At 61.2% G+C, this 20,530-nt stretch carries 15 protein-coding genes; 2 read left to right on the forward strand and 13 right to left on the reverse strand.

The window, feature by feature from the left end:
• Positions 1 to 31 precede the first annotated feature (31 nt).
• Positions 32 to 478, reverse strand: a complete 447-nt coding sequence (gene azu, locus BLL38_RS05065; protein WP_076961557.1) for an azurin — start codon at positions 476 to 478, stop codon at positions 32 to 34.
• A 383-nt stretch (positions 479 to 861) separates the two neighbouring features.
• Between azu and BLL38_RS05070 the strand changes: the two genes are divergently transcribed.
• Complete coding sequence (locus BLL38_RS05070; RefSeq protein ID WP_076961558.1) at positions 862 to 1,050, forward strand: hypothetical protein; 189 nt, start codon at positions 862 to 864, stop codon at positions 1,048 to 1,050.
• A gap of 88 nt (positions 1,051 to 1,138) precedes the next feature.
• On the opposite strand, the gene BLL38_RS05075 is transcribed toward BLL38_RS05070, so the two are convergent.
• From BLL38_RS05075 to BLL38_RS05105, 7 genes are all read right to left on the reverse strand, one after another.
• Positions 1,139 to 2,029 (reverse strand): transglutaminase family protein, encoded by an 891-nt coding sequence (locus BLL38_RS05075; RefSeq protein ID WP_076961559.1) that lies wholly within the window; start codon positions 2,027 to 2,029, stop codon positions 1,139 to 1,141.
• Positions 2,029 to 4,515 carry a circularly permuted type 2 ATP-grasp protein gene (locus BLL38_RS05080; RefSeq protein ID WP_076961560.1) on the reverse strand — a complete coding sequence of 829 codons (2,487 nt, stop codon included), beginning with the start codon at positions 4,513 to 4,515 and terminating at the stop codon, positions 2,029 to 2,031. The genes BLL38_RS05075 and BLL38_RS05080 overlap by 1 nt, the downstream gene beginning before the upstream one ends.
• A 194-nt stretch (positions 4,516 to 4,709) precedes the next feature.
• Positions 4,710 to 7,994 (reverse strand): transglutaminase family protein, encoded by a 3,285-nt coding sequence (locus BLL38_RS05085; RefSeq protein WP_076961561.1) that lies wholly within the window; start codon positions 7,992 to 7,994, stop codon positions 4,710 to 4,712.
• Between the two features lie 187 nt (positions 7,995 to 8,181).
• Positions 8,182 to 8,631 carry a hypothetical protein gene (locus BLL38_RS05090; protein ID WP_083743035.1) on the reverse strand — a complete coding sequence of 150 codons (450 nt, stop codon included), beginning with the start codon at positions 8,629 to 8,631 and terminating at the stop codon, positions 8,182 to 8,184.
• Between the two features lie 58 nt (positions 8,632 to 8,689).
• Positions 8,690 to 9,133: a hypothetical protein gene (locus tag BLL38_RS05095; RefSeq protein ID WP_076961562.1), complete on the reverse strand. Its 444-nt coding sequence runs from the start codon at positions 9,131 to 9,133 to the stop codon at positions 8,690 to 8,692.
• Positions 9,133 to 10,050: an Ssp4 family T6SS effector gene (gene ssp4, locus BLL38_RS05100; RefSeq protein ID WP_076961563.1), complete on the reverse strand. Its 918-nt coding sequence runs from the start codon at positions 10,048 to 10,050 to the stop codon at positions 9,133 to 9,135. Before ssp4 ends, BLL38_RS05095 begins: the two co-directional genes overlap by 1 nt.
• Positions 10,051 to 10,260: 210 nt before the next feature.
• A complete protein-coding gene (locus BLL38_RS05105; protein WP_076961564.1) occupies positions 10,261 to 12,564 on the reverse strand; it encodes a YgiQ family radical SAM protein in 2,304 nt (767 codons plus the stop codon).
• A gap of 216 nt (positions 12,565 to 12,780) precedes the next feature.
• Between BLL38_RS05105 and BLL38_RS05110 the strand changes: the two genes are divergently transcribed.
• Positions 12,781 to 16,782, forward strand: coding sequence for a dermonecrotic toxin domain-containing protein (locus tag BLL38_RS05110; RefSeq protein WP_242627599.1), 4,002 nt, complete (start codon positions 12,781 to 12,783; stop codon positions 16,780 to 16,782).
• Here BLL38_RS05110 and dnaB read toward each other — a convergent pair whose 3' ends face one another.
• From dnaB to rpsF, 5 genes are all read right to left on the reverse strand, one after another.
• Positions 16,783 to 18,180 (reverse strand): replicative DNA helicase, encoded by a 1,398-nt coding sequence (dnaB, locus tag BLL38_RS05115; RefSeq protein WP_017138451.1) that lies wholly within the window; start codon positions 18,178 to 18,180, stop codon positions 16,783 to 16,785.
• A 110-nt stretch (positions 18,181 to 18,290) separates the two neighbouring features.
• Entirely contained in the window at positions 18,291 to 18,737 is a 447-nt protein-coding gene (rplI, locus tag BLL38_RS05120; RefSeq protein ID WP_003171376.1) for a 50S ribosomal protein L9, read from the reverse strand.
• Positions 18,738 to 18,755: 18 nt separating this feature from the next.
• Positions 18,756 to 19,649: a YybS family protein gene (locus BLL38_RS05125; protein ID WP_057437422.1), complete on the reverse strand. Its 894-nt coding sequence runs from the start codon at positions 19,647 to 19,649 to the stop codon at positions 18,756 to 18,758.
• A gap of 36 nt (positions 19,650 to 19,685) precedes the next feature.
• Positions 19,686 to 19,916, reverse strand: coding sequence for a 30S ribosomal protein S18 (gene rpsR / locus BLL38_RS05130; protein ID WP_003171373.1), 231 nt, complete (start codon positions 19,914 to 19,916; stop codon positions 19,686 to 19,688).
• 29 nt (positions 19,917 to 19,945) lie between these two features.
• Positions 19,946 to 20,368 carry a 30S ribosomal protein S6 gene (rpsF, locus tag BLL38_RS05135; protein ID WP_003217491.1) on the reverse strand — a complete coding sequence of 141 codons (423 nt, stop codon included), beginning with the start codon at positions 20,366 to 20,368 and terminating at the stop codon, positions 19,946 to 19,948.
• Positions 20,369 to 20,530 lie beyond the last annotated feature (162 nt).

Below are 20,530 nucleotides of genomic sequence, written 5' to 3' on the forward strand. Positions count from 1 at the left end.
CCCGCGATGCACGATAACGCGGTCTGTGGCCTTACTTCAGGGTCACAGTGCCTTTCATCATCGAGATGTGGCCTGGGAACGAACAGAAGAACATGTACTTGCCGTCAGCCTTGAGCTTGGACACGTCGAAAGTCACCGAGTCGGTCTCGCCGGCGCCGATAATCTTGGTATGGGCGATGATGCGGGCGTCGTCTTTTTTCAGATAATCGTTGTCGATACCGGCGGCCATGCCCTCGGTTGCAACCGGCTGCATATCGGCTTCGGTGGTCAGTACCCAGTTATGGCCCATGACGTTCTTTGGCAGCTTGCCGGAGTGCTTCAGCTCAACGGTGAACGTCTTGCAGCTCTTATCGATTTCAATGGCCTTGGTGTCGAAGGACATTTGGTCGGTGGAGTCGACAGTGACCTTGCACTCTGCAGCAAGCAACTGGCCGCTAGCCAGAGTCAGCAGGGAAACAGCAACGATTTTGGCAAACATGTGAATCTCCAAGGCAGGGTTTAGAAAACGCATAGGCGACAAGGGTGCCTGAGGCAGGCAGATGTTCCAATGATCTGAATCAACAAATTGTATACAACTTTAGGCTATCAGACTGATCGACAGAATCAACCGGCCAAAGTGCCGCACGCTGCTTATGATCGGCCCATCACCCCCCTTCTGGAGTCCGAGCCATGCACCTCAATAGCCTGTTATGCAGCCTGCTTGCCGCTTACGCCTGTGGCGCCAGTGGTACTTACGAAACGGTTAATCTGGACTAACGTTTAAGCAGCAGAGGCGATTCTGAAACCCGATTAACCCTTGGGGCACGTTTAAAGGCAGAATACCCGCCGCTCAACCTCACCTTCGACCCCAGAGGATCGCCCATGGCAAAACCTAATTACTCCTTCGCCAAACGTCAAAGAGACTTGGCCAAGGAACAGAAGAAAGAGGAAAAGCTGCAACGCAAGAAAGCTGCGGCCGACGAAGAAGCAGGCGCACTGAACCCGGATGCCGAAGGTGCAGTGGTGGCTGACGATACCCAAACACCGAAAGACCAGGCACCCGAGGCCTGAGCAACAAGCCCAATGAATACCTGACCTGTGGCAAACGCGCGCCACATACAGCGCGTTCGCCACGGGTGCATTGGCCCTACCGCATCGGTTATTCCAGCGGCATCACCGTCACCCGCACTTCCGGGTCATGGCTGCCCCCTCCCAGGATCACCCCGCGCAACGGCGAGACATCGGAAAAATCCCGGCCCCAGGCCAGGGTGATGTGCTCCAGCGCCGGCTGCACATTGTTGGTCGGATCAAAATCCACCCAGCCCGACAGCGGGCAAAACACCGAGACCCATGCGTGCGACGCATCGGCGCCGATCAGCCGTGGCTGGCCGGGTGGCGGCTGGGTCAGCAGGTAACCACTGATATAGCGCGCCGCCAGGCCCCGTGAGCGCAGGCAGGCGAGCATCAGGTGGGCAAAGTCCTGGCACACACCCCTTCGGCGCTCCAGCACCTCCACCAGCGGCGTGGCGACCTGGGTGGCTTCGGCATCGAAGGTGAACTCGCTGAAAATCTTCTCCATCAACGCCTGCACCCCCAGCAACAGCGGGCGGCCAGCGGGAAAGCAGCTCTCGGAGAACGCGACGAAGTTTTTCTTCAAATGCACGTAGGGCGACTCGAAACGATAGCGGCACGCCTCGATCGCCTGCGCCGGCAACGGCTGGCCACTGTAGCTCAGGCTGTTGCGGGTCTGGTCCCAGGGCGGTGACTGGCTGAAGTCCAGCACGGGCCGGGCCAGCACTTCCACGGTCAACCCGGCGTTGACCAGCAGTTCGTCATGGGGCCGCTCGAATGCCAGCCGGGTGATCGGGTTGCCAAACACGTCCAGCTCATCGCGGCGCGCCGTCGGCTCGGGGCTGATCTCCAGTTGCCGCGAGGTGCAGTGCTGCCAGGCACACGGGCGCGGCCACAAGTGCGCCAGTTGCTGGGCCAGGGACACCGGGCTGTCGTAGTGGTAATGGGTATCGTGGAAAATCTGGTAGCGCGCGCTCATCACACAGACACCGTTTGCTGGCTGACATCATCCACATGGGCAAAATGGCGCAGGGCCAGGCGATCGGAGACCTGCCCGCTCTCATCGGCGACCGCCTGCAACAGGTCCGCCAGGCCATCGAGGGCCGCGCGCACGCTGGCATCGCCAAACAACGGGTTTTCCAGGCAGCCCAGGTCAAAGCGCGACAGGCGCTCCACCAGCGGCGCCAGCCCGGTCTCGCGGGGCACGCCGAAGTCATCGTTGAGGCGGCGCAGGGTGCGGCTCACCAGCTTGAGCTGGAACAGCACCGCATGGGGGTTCTGTTCATCCAGCAGCAACAGGTCCAGCACCGGAATCAATTGCGGCACCGCCAGGTAGCGCGAACGGTAGGTGATACTGCTGTTGCCCAGCTCCAGCAACCACTCCAGCCCCGCCTGGTCGAACACCGCCACGCCGCGCAGGAAGGCCGCGAGGCTGCTGCTGAGAAACTGCAGGCGCTCGATGCGCCGGCCCATCATCAAAAAGCGCCAGCCTTCGTCGCGGGTCATGTCGTCGAGGGCAAAGCCGGACAAGGCCGCCAGGGACATCACCAGGCGGTTGAGGAAGTCCAGCAATTGGCCGAAGTCCGGGGCCTCGCTTTCCAGCTCCAGGGCTTCGCGCTGCAACTCCACCAGGGCCTGCCAGTTCTCCCGGGACAGCTTGCCGCGCACCTGGGACGCCGCCCACTGCAAACGCTGCAGGTTGGCGCGCAGGCTTGACGGCCAGTCATCACCGAGCAGGGCCTCCAGCAGCCGTTCAGGCAACTCGCCCTCCTCCGGCAGCAGGCGCAGGCTCTCACCGAGTTCTACGGCTGCCTGCAGGGCCAGCGGGTCGTCACCATCGACATAGCGGGCGAGCACGATGCGCAGCCAGCGCGCACTGTTATCGCAGCGCTCGCAGTAACGGCCGAACCAGAACAGGTTCTCCACCACCCGCGAAGGCAGGTACGGATCGCGGCGCACCAGGTCATGGGTGCCGATCACCCGTTGCGCGCGCCATTGCTCGCCACCGGGGGCACGCTCACCCAGCACCCAGGTGTCCTTGCTCGCCCCACCCCGCTGCATCGACACCACTTCGGCATCCGCCTGCGCCGCCACGCGGGTCAGGCCGCCCGGCAACACCCGGTAGCCGTCTTCACTGGCTACCGCATACATGCGCATGCCGATGGCGCGATGTTGCAGATGATCATCCACGGTGTGCCAGACCGGCGCCTGGGACAGTTGCGCCAGCTCCTGGGCCACGTAGGCGTATGGACGCGCCTGCATGCGTACGGCCAGGGCCTGGCGCTGTTCGTCGTTCAGGTCGCGGCCAAACACCGGGGCAAAACTTTGCGAGGGGAACGCCGGCTTGATCAGCAGCTCCGGTAGTTTTTCCAGGGCTTCGGCCAGTACTGGGGCCTCGCCGCACCACCATGTAGCGATGGACGGCAGGATCAGTGCTTCGCCAAACAAAAATTGATTGATCTTCGGCAGGAAACCCAACAGCCCAGGGGACTCCAGCACACCGGCGCCCAGGGCATTGGCCACCAGCACATTGCCCTGGCGCACCGCGCCCAGCAGGCCGGGCACGCCCAGGGCCGAGTCGGTGCGCAGTTCCAGGGGGTCGCAGAAGTCATCGTCCAGCCGGCGCATGATCGCGTGCACGCGGCGCAGGCCGCTGAGGGTTTTCAGGTACACAGTGCTGTCGCGCACGGTCAGGTCACCGCCCTCTACCAGGGGGTAGCCAAGCTGGCGGGCCAGGTACAGGTGCTCGAAATAGCTTTCATTGAAGCGCCCCGGAGTCAGCAGCACGATCAGCGGCGGCTGGTCATCGCCGGGGGCCTGGCGGGCCAGGGTTTCCTGCAGGGTGCGGAAGAACCCGGTGAGGTGCTGCACCTGCAAGTCGCGATACAAATCCGGGAAGGCACGGGAAACAATGGTGCGGTTTTCCAGGGCATACCCGGCGCCGGACGGGGCCTGGGTACGGTCCGCCGTGACCCACCAGCGGCCATCCGGGGTGCGCGCCAGGTCCACCGCGTATAGGTGCAGGAACACCCCATCGGGCGGCTGGATACCCTGGCAAGGCCACAGGAAGTTGTTATGCCCAAACACCAGCTCTGCCGGCAGCAAGCCTTCGGCAATCAGGCGTTGCGGGCCATACAGGTCGGCCAGCACCGCATTGAGCAACCGTGCGCGCTGGGCAATGCCCGCCGACAACTGCGCCCACTCATCCGCCGCCAGCACATGGGGCAGCAAGTCCAGCTCCCAGGGGCGGTCGGCGCCCTTGGGGTCGGCGTAGACGTTGTAGGTCACGCCGTTTTCCTGGATCTGCCGGGTCAGCAGGGCCTGGCGCTGGGCCAGTTGCGCCGGGGTGCTGCGTTGCAGATGGTCGAGCAAACGCCGCCAATGGGCGCGCACTGCACCGCTGTCATCCAGCAGTTCGTGATAAGTGCCCGCAGTCAGCGGGTAACGGTCGAGCAAGTCGGACATGGAACGCTCGGCAGGGGCAAGGGAAGTCAGATTAACCTAACAAACACTGCAAATCCTCTGTGGAAACTGGCCGTGTGTGGGAGCGGGCTTGCTCGCGATAGCAGTGCGTCAGCCAATGCCTGTACTGGCTGATACTCGGTCATCGCGGGCAAGCCCGCTCCCACATAAGCCCGCTCCTATAGGTGGAGTTGTGTTTAGTCATTTTTATTGGGGAAGCGCCGCAGATCCAGGGTCATCGGCAGTTCATCGTTGATCACCAGCGCCGGCACCGGCAATTTGCCCGGGCTGTGGCCCAAACGGAAGAACCGTGCCATGCGCCGGCTCTCCGCTTCGTTGGCATTGACCGGCAAGCTGTCGTAATTGCGCCCGCCCGGATGGGCCACGTGGTACTGGCAACCGCCCAGGGAGCGCTGCATCCAGGTATCCAGCAGATCAAAGACCAACGGCGCATGCACGGCGATGGTCGGCTGCAGGCAATTAGCCGGTTGCCAGGCGCGATAGCGCACACCCGCGACGAACTCGCCCACCCGGCCGGTGGCATGCAGCGGCACGGCCACGCCATTGCAGGTCAGCACATAGCGCTGCGGCGGCAGGCCGCTGAGCTTGACCTGCAAGCGTTCAAGGGAGGAATCCACATAGCGCACCGTGCCCCCCGCCGCGCCCTCTTCGCCCAGCACATGCCAGGGTTCCAGGGCCTGGCGCAACTCCAGCTCGATACCGCTGACGGCATAGTCGCCAACCTTGGGAAAACGGAATTCCAGGTGCGCCGCGAACCACTCGGCGCGCAGCGGGTAACCGGCGGCGTTGAGCTCGACGATCACGTCGGCAAAGTCCTGCTCGATAAAGTGCGGCAGCAGGAAGCGGTCGTGCAGTTCCGTGCCCCAGCGCGCCAGCTTTGGCGGTGCATAAGGCTCGCGCCAGAAGCGCGCCACCAGGGCGCGCAGCAGCAACTGTTGGGTCAGGCTCATGCGCGCATGGGGCGGCATTTCAAAGGCGCGCAGTTCCAGCAGGCCCAGGCGCCCGGTGGCGCCATCCGGCGAGTAGAGCTTGTCGATGCAGAATTCGGCGCGGTGGGTATTGCCGGTGACGTCGATCAGCAGGTTGCGCAGCAAGCGGTCCACCCGCCATGGCGGGCATTCCTCGCCCGGCGCGGGCATCTGCGCGAAGGCGATTTCCAGTTCATACAGCGCGTCGTTGCGCGCCTCATCCACCCGTGGTGCCTGGGAGGTCGGGCCGATAAACAGCCCGGAAAACAGGTACGACAACGACGGATGGTTATGCCAGTAGCTGATCAGGCTGCGCAGCAGGTCCGGGCGGCGCAGGAACGGCGAGTCCTTGGGCGTGGCCCCACCCAACACGAAGTGGTTGCCGCCGCCGGTGCCGGTGTGGCGCCCGTCGATCATGAATTTTTCAGTGGTCAGGCGGGTTTGCCGGGCCTCTTCATAGAGGAACTCGGTGCGTTCCACCAGTTCGTCCCAGGTCGCCGATGGCTGTACGTTGACTTCGATCACACCCGGGTCGGGCGTCACACGGAAGTTGCTCAGGCGTGGATCACTCGGCGGCTCGTAGCCTTCCAGCAACACCGGGCAATACAACTCCTGGGCAGTGGCCTCGATGACGCTTACCAGTTCCAGGTAATCCTCGACCCGCTCCAGAGGCGGCATAAACAGGTAGAGCCGCCCCCCTCGCGCTTCGGCGCACAAGGCGGTGCGGGTCAGCCAGTCGGCAGACTCGTCGACCTTGGGCACACGCTCGTCGCTGGGGGCCGGCTCGCCCGGGCCTGACGCGCTGATGGCTAGCGCCGGCAGATCCTGATTGGGATCGGTGGGGTGCACAAAGGGATAATCTGCCGCCGTCACCCAGGGCTGCGAAGCCAGGGGCAGGCGATAGCCCAGCGGCGAATCACCCGGCACCAGCCGGCAGTGGGTGTCGCGCAGGTACCAACGGCCACTCTGCCAGCGGTCGTTGGCCGCCGTGCGCGCCAGGGGCAGCACATGGCCGATAACTGTATCCAAGCCCTGGCTGAACACCTTGCGCAGGCGTTCGCGCTCCAGTTCATCGTCCAGGCGCGAATCCAGGGCGCTGACATTCTGCGGCAAGGCACCTTCGCGCCACAGGTAGTAGAAATTGTCCTCGAAGGCCGGGAACACAAAGCGCGCCGGCAACTGCAGGCGCTCGGCAATGCTCGCCAGGAAACGCCCGGCCATCACCTCATCAGTGCCGTAGTCCTGCTGCTCATCGGCGATCAGTGCGTCGTTGTGCCAGACCGGCACACCATCGCGACGCCAATGGCAGTTGAGGGACCAGCGCGGCAGTTGCTCGCCCGGGTACCACTTGCCCTGGCCGAAATGCACCAGGCCCTTGGGCGCATAGTGCTTGCGCATGCGCTGGAACAGCTCGGCAGACAGCCGGCGCTTGTCCGGGCCCAAGGCCGCGGTGTTCCACTCGGCACCGTCGGGGTCGTCGATGGACACAAAGGTCGGCTCGCCGCCCATGGTCAGGCGCACATCGTCCTTGAGCAGGTCACCATCGATCTGCCGGCCCAGGGCCTGGATCGCCAGCCATTGTTCTTCGGTGTAGGGCTTGGTGACGCGCGGCGCTTCCCAGATGCGCTCCACCGACATCTCGTGGGTAAATTCGCACTCGCACGGCTGCACCAGCCCACTGATCGGAGCGGCAGACGATGGATCGGGACTACAGGCCAGCGGGATATGGCCTTCACCGGCGAACAGGCCGGAGGTGGCATCCAGGCCGATCCAGCCGGCGCCGGGCAAATACACTTCGCACCAGGCATGCAGGTCGGTGAAATCCACTTCGGTGCCGGACGGGCCGTCGAGGGCCTTGACGTCGGCGGTCAGCTGGATCAGATAGCCGGAGACAAAGCGCGCCGCCAACCCCAGGTTGCGCAGCAATTGCACCAGCAGCCAGGCCGAGTCGCGGCAGGAACCGGAGGCGTTTTCCAGGGTGCACTCCGGGGTTTGTACACCGGGCTCCATACGGATCAGGTAGCCGATATCGGCCGCTAGGCGCTGGTTGAGGCCAACCAGGAAATCCACGGCCGGCAGCGGCGTACGGTCAATACCGGCCAGGTACGCAGCGAATTTTGGCGTCAGCGGCAGGGTTTCCAGGTACGGCGCCAGCTCACGCTGCTCGTCGGCGGCGTAGCGCAAGGGGATTTTTTCGGCGTAGGGCTCAAGGAAAAAGTCGAACGGATTGAACACTGCCATCTCGGCCACCAGGTCGACTTCGATGCGCAACTCGTCGGTCTTTTCCGGGAACACCAGGCGCGCCAGGTAATTGCCCTGGGGGTCTTGCTGCCAATTGATGAAATGCTGCTCGGGCAGCACCTTCAACGCGTAGGACAGGATCCGCGTGCGGCTATGGGCCGCCGGGCGCAGACGCACAATCTGCGGGCCAAGCTCCACAGCGCGGTCGTAGCGGTAATGCGTAACGTGGTGCAACGCGACATGAATCGACACGGCGGCCTCCTGCAAGCCAGGGCATGGAAACAAAGCGCGCAAGACTTATGCCAGAGCAGCGGTCATTGCGCTTTATCGAGGGACCCGGTGCAGTACAGCACCAAAACGGCGCGAGAGTGACCGCCGTGGTGCGAGGGTTGCACATATTTGTGGCGCCCGTGCGGGGCACAGTGGTGAATCTACCCAATCAGCGCTTTTTGCGCGTTGCGATGACGGCTTGGCGCAGGTGGCGTATTTCGAGCAGCCGCTGGCGCATTTCGCGATGGCGCTTGCTATTGAGCAGCAGCAAGCCCAGCAGCGGGAACAGTACGGTGGAGCCATAAACCAGGCCATTGACGTCGTATTGAATCATCGGCAACACGAACAGCAGACAACTGCCCAGGTATCCCGCCACCAGCCTCGTAGCCCAAGAGTACCCACGCGCAATCATCACATTGCCAAACACCAGCACTGCCACCAGCACCAGGATCGCGCCCCCCGTATAGCTGGACTTGAGCGCAGGATCAACGCCGCGTAAATACGTCACGCCCGCCATGGACATCGCAGCCGACCCGGAAAAGATCGCCATGAAGATGGTGCCCATGAATACGGGGAAATAACGGGCCAGGAAACGGCCCATGTCGGGAAAGCCGCTCACTGCGTTAACTCCTCGTACAGGCCGCTCGCGTTGAGGCAGGGCTAGTGAACATAAACAATCAAAGGTTTTTGTACTTTGCAGTCGCAGCCTGGCGCAGATGGCGCAGCTCGACGAGTTTCTGTCGCATTTCCCGATGACGCTGACTATTGAGCAACAGCAACCCCGCCAACGGAAACAGCAGCCCTATTACATACGCAGCCATATGTGGCCGATAGCTATAGGCTGGCAACACGACCAGCAAACATACAACGTAGAAGGCAGCGATGACCCAAGCTCCCCACTCTCGCCCTCTGATCATGACGAAATGGCTGAACGCCAAGAGCAAACCCAAGAAAACTGCCGCCAGAAAAGAGTAACGCGCCCGTTCTGGGTCACTGCGAAAAAATGTACTGGATGCCAATGAAATAGCGGCAGAGAGAGAGAAGCAGGCAAGAAAGAATGCGCATATAAACGTTGGAAAATATTGCGTTAAAAAAGCTCTCAATGAAGCTTGGCGATCCATCACTCAAGCTCCTCATATAGGCCAACTGCAATCGTTCGGATATTGCCTGATATAGCGCTCCCGGTAAAACCAATGGCAGCCCCGAGGGAATCTCTGATCTGCGTCAACGTAGCGTGATTGATCTCGCTCGCTGAATAGCGCTTGGCCAGCTCACCGGAGCGCTGGCGCAGTTTCAAGAGCTTATTGCTCAGGCTTGGATCTTTCAGGCTCAGCAACTCTTTGGTGAGTGCCTTGCGTTGCTGGCGGGTCAACCCCTTGGACAACTCGTACCAACTTCTGCCAGTGGTCACCTTTCGAGCCTGCAGCAGCCGAAGAGTGGTCAGAGTAGAGGCGCCGGCCCCCAGCAGTGACGCGGCGTCCAATACCGGCATTGCATAGCGATACCAGTCCTCGCTATCCATATCGTCGTTGGCTGCCGGGTCATTGAGTTCGTTGATAGTTCTCATACCCCCGACGACACATTGCGCAGTACTGGCCGCTGCAGCCGTCGCACCGATGCCTGCCACCACCAGGCTCGCGCCACCAGTGAAAGGCACGGCGACTGTACCGCTGAACACAACAATCCAACCGAGGATTGCGCCCGCACAAGACAGGGTCGTATTGACTGCTTCGCCCACCAACCGGGACTCACGCGGGTTGTTAGCCACCTGATTGGCAAACTGCGCCGGCGAAATATACTTCTGCGCCTCACGCAAAATAATGCGCTTGGGCTTGATGCTGCAAATGGGCTTGAACTCGCGCAGGGTAATGACATTGAAGTCAGCATCGATATACACCACCCCCGCGCCGACGATGCCGGGGTCGGCGTCGATGGCGGCGAACAGGCGGGGCAGGTTGATCTGGCTTTCGATGCGCTGGCGCGCCATGAACTGGGAGCGGTTGGAGTCCATGCCGATGTTGAGCAGGGGGTTGCTCATGGGGAGTGCTCTTCCTTGAAAATGATAGCGACCTGACTGGCCTCATCGCGGGCAAGCCCGGCTCCCACCTTGATCAGCTTCGTTGCGAATGTGGGAGCTGGCTTGCCTGCGATGGCGATTCAACGGGCGCCACCTTAACAAACAGGCTAACCACCCGCTAGAAAGCAAAACGCCAGCACGAGGCTGGCGTTTTGCATGTTCAGGCTGCGCTCAACGCGGCACAACCGGCTTGCGCGCAGGCTTCTTGCCTTTGCCCTTGGCCGCGTCGGTGCGTTCTTTAGCCGCCTGTTTGTTGCGCGCCATGGCCGCGGCCTTGGCTTGTTCGCGCTTGTCCCACGGGTTGCTGCCGTCGCTGCCACGGGGTGGCAGGCCGGTGTGCTGGGTGAGGATCTTGGTGGTGGTTTCCTTGGCGACCTTATGGCTGCCCACCGGCGTCGAGTTCTTGCGACGGGCGCTCTGGTAGCTGTCGGTGGACGGCTGGTGCAGCGGAATCAACTGATCCTTGCCCGGCCCGATCAGGTCGGCGCGGCCCATGCGGGTCAGGGCTTCACGCAGCATCGGCCAGCCTTTGGGGTCGTGGTAGCGCAGGAACGCCTTGTGCAGGCGCCGCTGATCTTCGCTCTTGACGATGGTCACCGCGTCGCTCTTGTAGGTGACCTTGCGCAGCGGGTTCTTGCCCGAGTGGTACATCGCGGTGGCGGTGGCCATGGGCGAGGGGTAGAACGCCTGCACCTGGTCGGCACGGAAGCCATTGCCCTTGAGCCACAGGGCCAGGTTCATCATGTCTTCATCGGTGGTGCCCGGGTGGGCGGCGATGAAGTACGGGATCAGGTACTGCTCCTTGCCCGCTTCCTTGGTGTACTTCTCGAACATGCGCTTGAACTTGTCATAGCTGCCGATGCCCGGTTTCATCATCTGGTTGAGCGGACCTTCCTCGGTGTGTTCCGGGGCGATCTTCAGGTAGCCACCGACGTGGTGGGTCACCAGTTCCTTGACATATTCCGGCGACTCCACGGCCAGGTCGTAGCGCAGGCCGGAAGCGATCAGAATCTTCTTCACACCTGGCAACGCACGGGCGCTGCGGTACAGCTGGATCAACGACGAGTGATCGGTGTTCAGGTTCGGGCAGATCCCCGGGAACACGCAGGACGGCTTGCGGCACGCGGATTCGATTTCCGGGCTCTTGCAGGCGATGCGGTACATGTTCGCGGTCGGCCCGCCGAGGTCGGAGATCACCCCGGTAAAGCCCGGGACCTTGTCGCGGATCTCTTCGATCTCGCGAATGATCGACTCTTCGGAACGGTTCTGGATGATCCGGCCTTCGTGCTCGGTGATCGAGCAGAAGGTGCAGCCGCCAAAGCAGCCACGCATGATGTTCACCGAGAAACGGATCATGTCGTAGGCCGGGATTTTTTCCTTGCCGTACACCGGGTGCGGGACACGGGCGTAAGGCATGCCGAATACGTAGTCCATTTCTTCGGTGGTCATGGGAATCGGCGGCGGGTTGAACCACACGTCCACTTCGCCATGCTTCTGCACCAGGGCACGGGCGTTGCCGGGGTTGGTTTCCAGGTGCAGCACACGGTTGGCGTGGGCATACAGCACCGCGTCGCCACGCACCTTCTCTACCGATGGCAGGCGGATCACGGTCTTGTCGCGGGTCATGCGCGGGCTGGCGAGGATCTGTACGACCTTGGCTTCTTCCGGGTCATCCACCGGGCCTTTCTCTTGCTCGATGGCGCAGGCCTGGGTGTCCTGGGTGTTCACGTAGGGGTTGATGATCTTGTCGACCTTGCCCGGGCGGTCGATACGGGTGGAGTCCACTTCGTACCAGCCGGCTGGCGTGTCACGGCGAATGAACGCGGTGCCGCGCACGTCGGTGATGTCTTCGATCTTGTGGCCCCACGACAGGCGCTGGGCAACTTCAACAATCGCCCGCTCGGCGTTGCCGTACAGCAGGATATCGGCAGTGGCATCGATCAGGATCGAGTTGCGCACCCGGTCCTGCCAGTAGTCGTAGTGGGCGATGCGGCGCAGGGAGGCCTCGATGCCACCGAGCACGATCGGCACGTTCTTGTAGGCTTCCTTGCAGCGCTGGCTGTACACCAGGCTCGCCCGGTCCGGGCGCTTGCCGGCCATGCCGCCGGGGGTGTAGGCGTCGTCGGAACGGATTTTCTTGTCGGCGGTGTAGCGGTTGATCATCGAGTCCATGTTGCCGGCCGCGACGCCGAAGAACAGGTTCGGCTCGCCGAGCTTCATAAAGTCGTCTTTGGACTGCCAGTTGGGTTGGGCAATGATCCCGACGCGAAAGCCCTGGGACTCCAGCAGCCGGCCGATGATTGCCATGCCGAACGACGGATGGTCAACGTAGGCATCACCGGTAACGATGATGATGTCGCATGAATCCCAGCCAAGCTGATCCATCTCCTCCCTGCTCATGGGCAGGAATGGCGCGGGGCCGAAACATTCGGCCCAGTACTTGGGATAGTCAAATAACGGCTTGGCTGTTTGCATGACGGTGACCGGTGTTGAGATGAAAAATCGCGGGCGCGGAATATAGCACAAATTTTGACCAATTCCGACGGCAATGGTCGGCTTTTACCGCGCGGGTCTGAATGGCGGATCCGTCGTGCATTTTTTCGCCGGCCAGGGGCTATTGCGCTAACCCATTATCAAAAAAACCATCGGTAGGCTGGGGTCGATCAACCACAGCCCATCATGGTGCGATCAATGAACACCCGCTCCTCTCAACAGCCACCACAAGCACCGCCCGCCTCGCCGCTGCTTCCCCATCGAACCCTCATCAAGCAACAACTGCCTGCCTGGCTGATCCAGGCGCCTTCTTCATTGCGCGAGGCGTTTCGCGCGAGCATGACCGCCAGCAATCAAGCCAGGCACGACCTCAAGGCGTTGCTGGACGAGCTGCAAAGTCCCGAGGACTTCGCCCGCCCTCTGCTGCGCGCGTCTCTGCAGTCCTGGTTTTTCGGTTTTATCACGGATGAGAACGCCCTTTTGGTACGCGAATGGAAAAATCATCATTTGCTCGGTTTGATCAAAACCCACGCCAAGACCACACGCCAGACACTGCTCGAGGCGGCCCTGCAGAATTTTGAAGCGGCCGAAGCCGAGCCCGGCGGGATGGAAGACGGCACCGCCCTGCACAACATGACAAACGCCGGCGAGGTCTTGACCAGCGCCTCCCCTGCGGCGTTCGCACGCTTGTGTCGAGAACTGGACCTGGGCGCAAAGTACCTCACGCATATCAGCAGCATTCTGGAACCCTCTGCGGGCAGCGCACGTACCGCCGCCCAGGTGCTCAGGATATTCCGTGCCCAGGCACAGCACGCCATGGGGGTTGCCTTGCATATCGCCTACATGCGCCGGCAGATAAGCCCCCGGCAACACCTGCAACTGCATAGCCTGCAACGCTCGGCCAATCACCTGGACATAAAGTACAGCCACCTGACCCTTGATAACGTGGTGCTGCCCAGTGTCCTGGTGATTGAGGCATCGCTCATCGACCTCCCCTACATCCTGTACGTCCCAGATGACCCCGTGGCCCCCCTCAGCCCACACCGTACCTGGGAGGACCTCCAGCAGCACCTCGCCGAACGGCTGTTGAATCCTGCCTACCAGGCATTCTTCAAGCAACTTGTCCCGTTACAGCAGCAAGCCAGCCTGCTGAGCGTGACGCCGGCTTATACCAGCACACACGAATTGGTCAGGGCCACCGCTGTCTACCGCGCCACGCTCGAGGCCTCGGTCAGCCTGACGCCCATCCAGGGGGACCTGTTCCTGGCCATCGCCCGCCAACGCATTGCCCAGATCAAGAGCGACGCCAGCACGCTGGTTGTCTCCACGGCCGAGGCCGACATGGTCAGCCGGCAAAAACGCTTGCAGAGCTGGATCGAGGCCGGGGAGTTTCTGTTGTTTTTCGCCGCCTCATTTATTCCAATCGTGGGGCAAGCCCTGCTGGTCGTCAGCGCTGCCCAAGTGATAGGAACGGTGTATGAGGGCTTTGCGGCCTGGAGCCGCGGCGACAGCGATGAGGCCTTGAATGATTTGCTGGACCTGGTGGACACCCTTGCACAGGCCGCTGTCACCGCGGGCGCCATCAAGACGGCAGGCTTCACGGCCAACCTGGTAAAGGTCAGGGTCCGCAACAAGGGTTGGCGCCTATGGCACAGCGATCTAACACCTTACCGCCACCCCAAGCCGCTGCCCGCACACGTGAGCGCAAACAAGCAAGGCCTGTTCCGGCACGAGCAACAGCACTACCTGAAGCTGGATGATCATGTTCACTCGGTTCAACGCTCGCCGGACGGCACACAATGGGAGCTGTCCCACCCCAACGACCCGGACGCCTATCGACCGCCGCTGCTGAGCAATGGGGTGGGTGGCTGGCGCCAGGCCCACGAATCGCCCCGGGACTGGGACGACCTTAAACTGATCAAACGCCTGGGACCCGAGGCCGCCAACATCAGGCAACCGGACGTCGAGCCCATCCTGCTGCTCAGTGGCGTGGACCACTCGAGCCTGCGCCAGGCCCACCAGGATATGGAACCCCCTGCGCCCTTATTGCGTGACACGGTCAAACACTTCGACCTGGAACAGGAGATCAATGATTTCAATCTGGCCCGGGCCGAAGGTAAATCGGTCACAGCCCATTCGCCGTTGATTCAATTCCACCTGCTCAGCAGGCTGCCCGAATGGCCCGCCGACCACACCTTGAAAATCGTCGATGGCCAACAACAGATCCTGTTGAGCCATGGGAGCGGCCCCACTGAAATAAAGATCAGCGCGGCGAGGTTCAAAAAGGGCGAGCTGCTGCATGCCGTGGAGGAGCAAATGGCACAAGCGTCATTTAACGAGCTGTTGCCCACACCATCCATCGACGCGCTGACCAAAACCGAAAACCTGGCCCTGCGCCTGCAAAGCGAAGGCATGCAGCAAAAGCAACGGCTGCTGGCCCTACTCAGCGAGCCCGGCGAGCGCGCCGTCACGCCCACGGAACACAACATTCGCGCAATCATGCCGCAACTGTCCAAGAGCCATCTTGAGGCCATGGAGTCGACGCTGACTGAGCAAGAAAAACAGCGCCTGCAACAGGAAAAAAGCCTGACTGCCTCCCAACGCTGGGAGGCGCAACAGTACATTCAGACACAGCAAGCAACGCGTTCACAGGAAGCGCTTTTCCTCGACGGCATCAGTGACCGCCATAGCGTGCCGCTGACGCTATACAACCTGGAGCAGTTACCCTCATGGCCGGACGCATTGCGGATCGAGATTTATGCACAGCGCCAAGACGGCCCGCTGCTGGGTCGCATCGGCCCAGCACAGGCCAGTCACCGCCATGTCTTGATCCGCCTGGGCGAGCAGTACTCAAGCCTTGATGCCCAAGGTTCCCCCCAGGCGCCCCCCAGCCACCTGGCCGATGCCCTTGAAAGTACGCTGGCGGCCCCCGAACGCCGGGCCATCCTGGACGCATCGGGCACCGCAACCCTCAAGCAGGCCATCCAGAAACTCAGTCTGTCGCGCCTGACCCAGCTCCCCACCATCCGGGCCATGCCTCCCCTGGGCACACTAGCGGAGACTGCCGGGCGGCCCCTGGATCCGCTATTCGCCGACCCCAACCCTCCGGCCGGGCTGACGCTGCGTGAGGACGGCACCTACCAATCGCCTCCTCAGCCCGACGCAAGCTACCGCTATTACATACAGGACAACCACAAATACTATCCCCTGCGATACGACCCCCTGGGCTGGCGGCTGGCGGATGCCCGCAATCGCTTCCGGGCCTATCAACCCTACCTGCGCCAAAAGCCCCAGGCCGGCTGGGAAATCGATCCGGCCAAAGGTACGTTGCTGGGAGGGGACGAGGAGGCGCTCAAGCTCCATGAGATGGAGTCCAGTGACGAATTTGAGCCGGCACACTCTTCCAGCGAGTATGAGTCGGCCGAAGAGGGCGTTGTGACAACACGATACACCGCACAGGAACTGGCCCATATGCGCACAGGGCAAGGCTATCAGTTCAGCCAGAACTATCGACGCCTCTATGACCGGGCCAACAATGGTCGATACCCGTTGCGCGACGAAGACGGCCTGCCCCTGCGCATCCGGCAAATACAGTCACAAAGCAAATCGCTGACGTCCGAAGCCATATTTGACAGTCGGCTGATCCGGCCCTACTTCCAGTGGGAAGGCTACGAACAGGTGGCACGGCTGTATGAAGACAACCTGGAGGTCACCCCCTTTACGGCGGCCCATCAAAAATTTGCGCAAGAAGCCGCACTCATCGGCGAGGCCACCGTCATTACGCGGCGACCGATCAAGCGAGGGGCGGCACTGGGTGTCTATGGCGGGGAAATACTGCCGCTCTATATTGCAATGGCTCGACAAGACCCCTACCTGCTGCCCGTCAAGAACATCAGGCCGACCACGCCCCATGCCTACAACACGCAACCCATATTGTCGGGTGACAACGTGCTTTCGAGGATCAATACCATTTTCGAGTACGACGCAGGGCTGCCGATCAGGCAGGCCCGCAGCGGCTATAACGTAGAAGCATCACAGTTTCGTGTCGAAGTCGAAACCGCCAGCGGGGCACGCGAACCCATGATACTCACCGCATTTTTTGCCAGCGATCACATACCGGCCGGCGCGGAACTGCGCTGGAACTACCTCTACAATGAAATAACCATCAGGCGATTGTTCCCCAGGCCTGAAAGCCGCTGATTACTCATCGTCGTCGAAGTTGTAGCTACCCGGCGCCAGGTTCTCGAACCGCGTGTACTTACCGATAAACGCCAGGCGGATAAAGCCGATCGGCCCGTTCCGCTGCTTGCCGATGATGATTTCGGCAATACCCTTGTGCTCGGTTTCCGGGTGATACACCTCGTCGCGGTACACGAACATGATCACGTCGGCGTCCTGCTCGATGGCTCCGGATTCCCGCAAGTCGGAGTTCACCGGGCGCTTGTTGGGACGTTGTTCCAGGGAACGGTTGAGCTGGGACAGCGCCACCACCGGGCAGTTGAACTCCTTGGCCAGGGCTTTGAGGGACCGGGAGATTTCGGAAATCTCGTTGGTCCGGTTGTCGCCGCTGGAGCCGGGGATCTGCATCAACTGCAGGTAGTCGATCATGATCAGGGCGATATCGCCGTGTTCACGCACCAGGCGCCGGGTACGCGCTCGCATCTCGGACGGGCTGATACCGGCGGTGTCGTCGATAAACAGCTTGCGGTCGTTGAGCAGGTTGACCGCCGAGGTCAGGCGCGGCCAGTCGTCGTCTTCCAGGCGACCGGCACGCACCTTGGTCTGGTCGATCCGGCCGAGCGACGAGAGCATACGCATGATCAGCGATTCGCCTGGCATCTCCAGGGAGTACACCAGCACGGCCTTGTCGCTGCGCAACACGGCGTTTTCCACCAGGTTCATCGCAAAGGTGGTCTTACCCATGGATGGACGACCGGCGACGATAATCAGGTCGGACGGCTGCAGACCGCTGGTCTTCTCGTCGAGGTCGGTGTAGCCAGTGGAAATACCAGTGATGGCGTTGTCAGTGTTGAACAAGGTGTCGATACGGTCGATGGCCTTGGTCAACAGGTCGTTGACGCTGACCGGGCCGCCGGTTTTCGGGCGGGCTTCGGCGATCTGGAAGATCTGGCGCTCGGCTTCGTCGAGGATCTCGGCGGCGGTGCGGCCTTCGGGGTTGAAGGCGCTGTCGGCGATTTCGGTGCTGATGCCGATCAATTGGCGCAGGGTCGCCCGCTCGCGAACAATCTGGGCATAGGCTTTGATGTTGGCGACGGACGGCGTGTTTTTCGCCAGCTCGCCCAGGTAGCCCAGGCCGCCGACTTGTGAGGTCTGGCCTTCCTTGTCCAATTGTTCGGCCAGGGTCACCACGTCGATCGGTGAGTTCTGGTCGGCCAGCTTGGCAATGGCGCGGAAGATCAGGCGGTGGTCATGCCGATAGAAATCACCGTCCGAGACTTGATCGAGCACGCGTTCCCAGGCGTTGTTGTCCAGCATCAAGCCACCGAGCACGGCCTGTTCGGCCTCGATGGAATGCGGCGGCACCTTCAGGGCAGCGGTTTGCAGATCGTATTGCTCAGGAGCTGAAATATCGTTCATGGCCACTTGAAATTAGGGGTGTGTAGAAAAACAAAAGGCACGACCTGTAAACAGGATCGTGCCCGATGTTAACTGGCTGACACGCGAGGTGCCAGTCAGTTAGGTGCTTCTTAAGCTGCTACCACGACAACGCGTACGGTGGCTTCAACTTCAGCGTGCAGGTGCACGGCTACGTCGAATTCGCCTACGTTGCGGATGGTGCCGTTCGGCAGACGAACTTCGCTCTTCTGCACTTCAACGCCGGAGGCGGTCAGTGCGTCAGCGATGTCGTGAGTACCGATCGAACCGAACAGCTTGCCTTCGTCGCCAGCGGTGGCAGTGATAGTCACTTCCAGCTCGGCCAGTTGGGCAGCACGGGTTTCAGCCGAAGCTTTCTTGTCTGCTGCGGCTTTTTCCAGCTCAGCGCGACGCTCTTCAAACGCAGCCAGGTTGGCAGCGGTTGCAGCGGTGGCTTTGCCGTATGGCAGCAGGTAGTTACGACCGTAGCCGGCCTTAACGTTTACTTTGTCGCCCAGGTTGCCCAGGTTGGCGACTTTTTCCAGAAGGATCAGTTGCATGTGAAAATCCTCTAACTTTTAACCTTCACCGTTCGCGTTATCGGCGTCTTTCGGCGCCAGACGACCGCGAAAATCAATCAGGCCGTCGACAATGGCCAAGACCACGAGTAACGGATAGATCAGTTGCATAAACAGCAACAGCGTCACGTACAACCCCACCAGCCAGAACTTGGCCAGGCGCTTTTGCGCCACCAGCCCGTGCATCAGGGCCAGCCCGGCAATCACCAGCGGTACGCTGCACAACGGCGTCAACATGGCCATTTGCGGACCGAAGTTCGGCCCTACAAGCATGCACGCCAGCAGCAACATCGCTGGGCCTGCGGGGATTCTGATACTGCGAAACTCGCGACCAAAACCACCCGGGTTATACAACAACGCCTGCCAGTAGCGCCCAAGAATCAGGCTCAGCACACTGACGATCTGCAACAGTGCCGCTATCAGGCCGGTAAGGACCGGAGCAATCAGTGTGGCCATGCGCGCTCGCTCATCTACCGACAACTGCTGGTAGAGATCCCCGAGGGCCAATGGCAGGATTTTTACCAACTCCTGCGACAGCGCCTCGATTTGCGGGCGGAAAGCCGCGCCAAGCACCACTGAATACACCACTCCCAAAGCCACGCTGACCAGCAGCGTACGGACCCAGGACTCACTTGCGCGCAGAACCAACGCAAGGCTCGAAGACCCCAGCAGTACCAGAAGTACCCGTGGATCGTCGAATTGCAGCCACCAGATCAAGGCCGGCAGCAATCCCAGGGCAAGGACGCCCAGGGCGTCCTTCAAACCGCGCCGCAGCAGCACAAGGCTTCCCGCGGCAGCACCCAACCAATACAACAGCGGCAATGCAGCACATCCAGCCACTACCAGAGTGGCCTGCACACGACCGCGCATGATGAACTCAGCTAAGGCGCGCATGCATTCAATCCCTTACTACTTGTCGACTGCCCGGTCTCAGCGGCCGTGGCTGTCGGTGTAGGCCAGCAGGGCCAGGAAGCGGGCGCGCTTGATAGCGGTGGCCAGCTGACGCTGATAACGAGCTTTGGTACCGGTGATACGGCTTGGAACAATTTTGCCGGTCTCGGATACGTAGGCTTTCAGAGTGTTGAGATCTTTGTAGTCGATCTCCTTCACTTCTTCAGCGGTGAAGCGGCAAAACTTACGACGACGGAAGAAACGTGCCATTTGATAGGCTCCTTAATAAGGTCCGTGGATTACTCGTCAGCGTTATCGCTGTTGTCGCTGTCATCACTATCAGCGCTTTCAGCGCCTTCGTGCTCAGGACGGTCGCGACGCTCACGGCGCTCACTGCGGTTTTCTTCAGCCTTGAGCATCTCGGATTGGCCGGTAACGGCTTCTTCGCGACGGATGACCAGGTTACGGATCACTGCATCGTTGTAGCGGAAGTTGTCTTCCAGCTCGGCCAGGGCCTTGCCAGTGCACTCAACGTTCAGCATCACGTAGTGAGCCTTGTGAACATTGTTGATTGCGTAGGCCAGTTGACGACGGCCCCAATCTTCCAGACGGTGGATTTTGCCGCCGTCTTCTTCGATCAGCTTGGTGTAACGCTCTACCATGCCGCCGACTTGCTCGCTTTGATCCGGGTGGACCAAAAAGATGATTTCGTAATGACGCATGAATGCTCCTTACGGGTTGTAGCCTGCCGCTCAAAAACGGTCAGACAAGGAGTGAATGACACTTAGGAATCTTGCCGCAGGGAGGCACATCGGTGCCCGCCAGGAAGGCAAGGGGCGCAATTGTAGAGAAGGGGGAGAACGGGCGCAAGGCAATTGGTGATT

This window comes from Pseudomonas gessardii (assembly GCF_001983165.1).
GTDB lineage: Bacteria > Pseudomonadota > Gammaproteobacteria > Pseudomonadales > Pseudomonadaceae > Aquipseudomonas > Aquipseudomonas gessardii.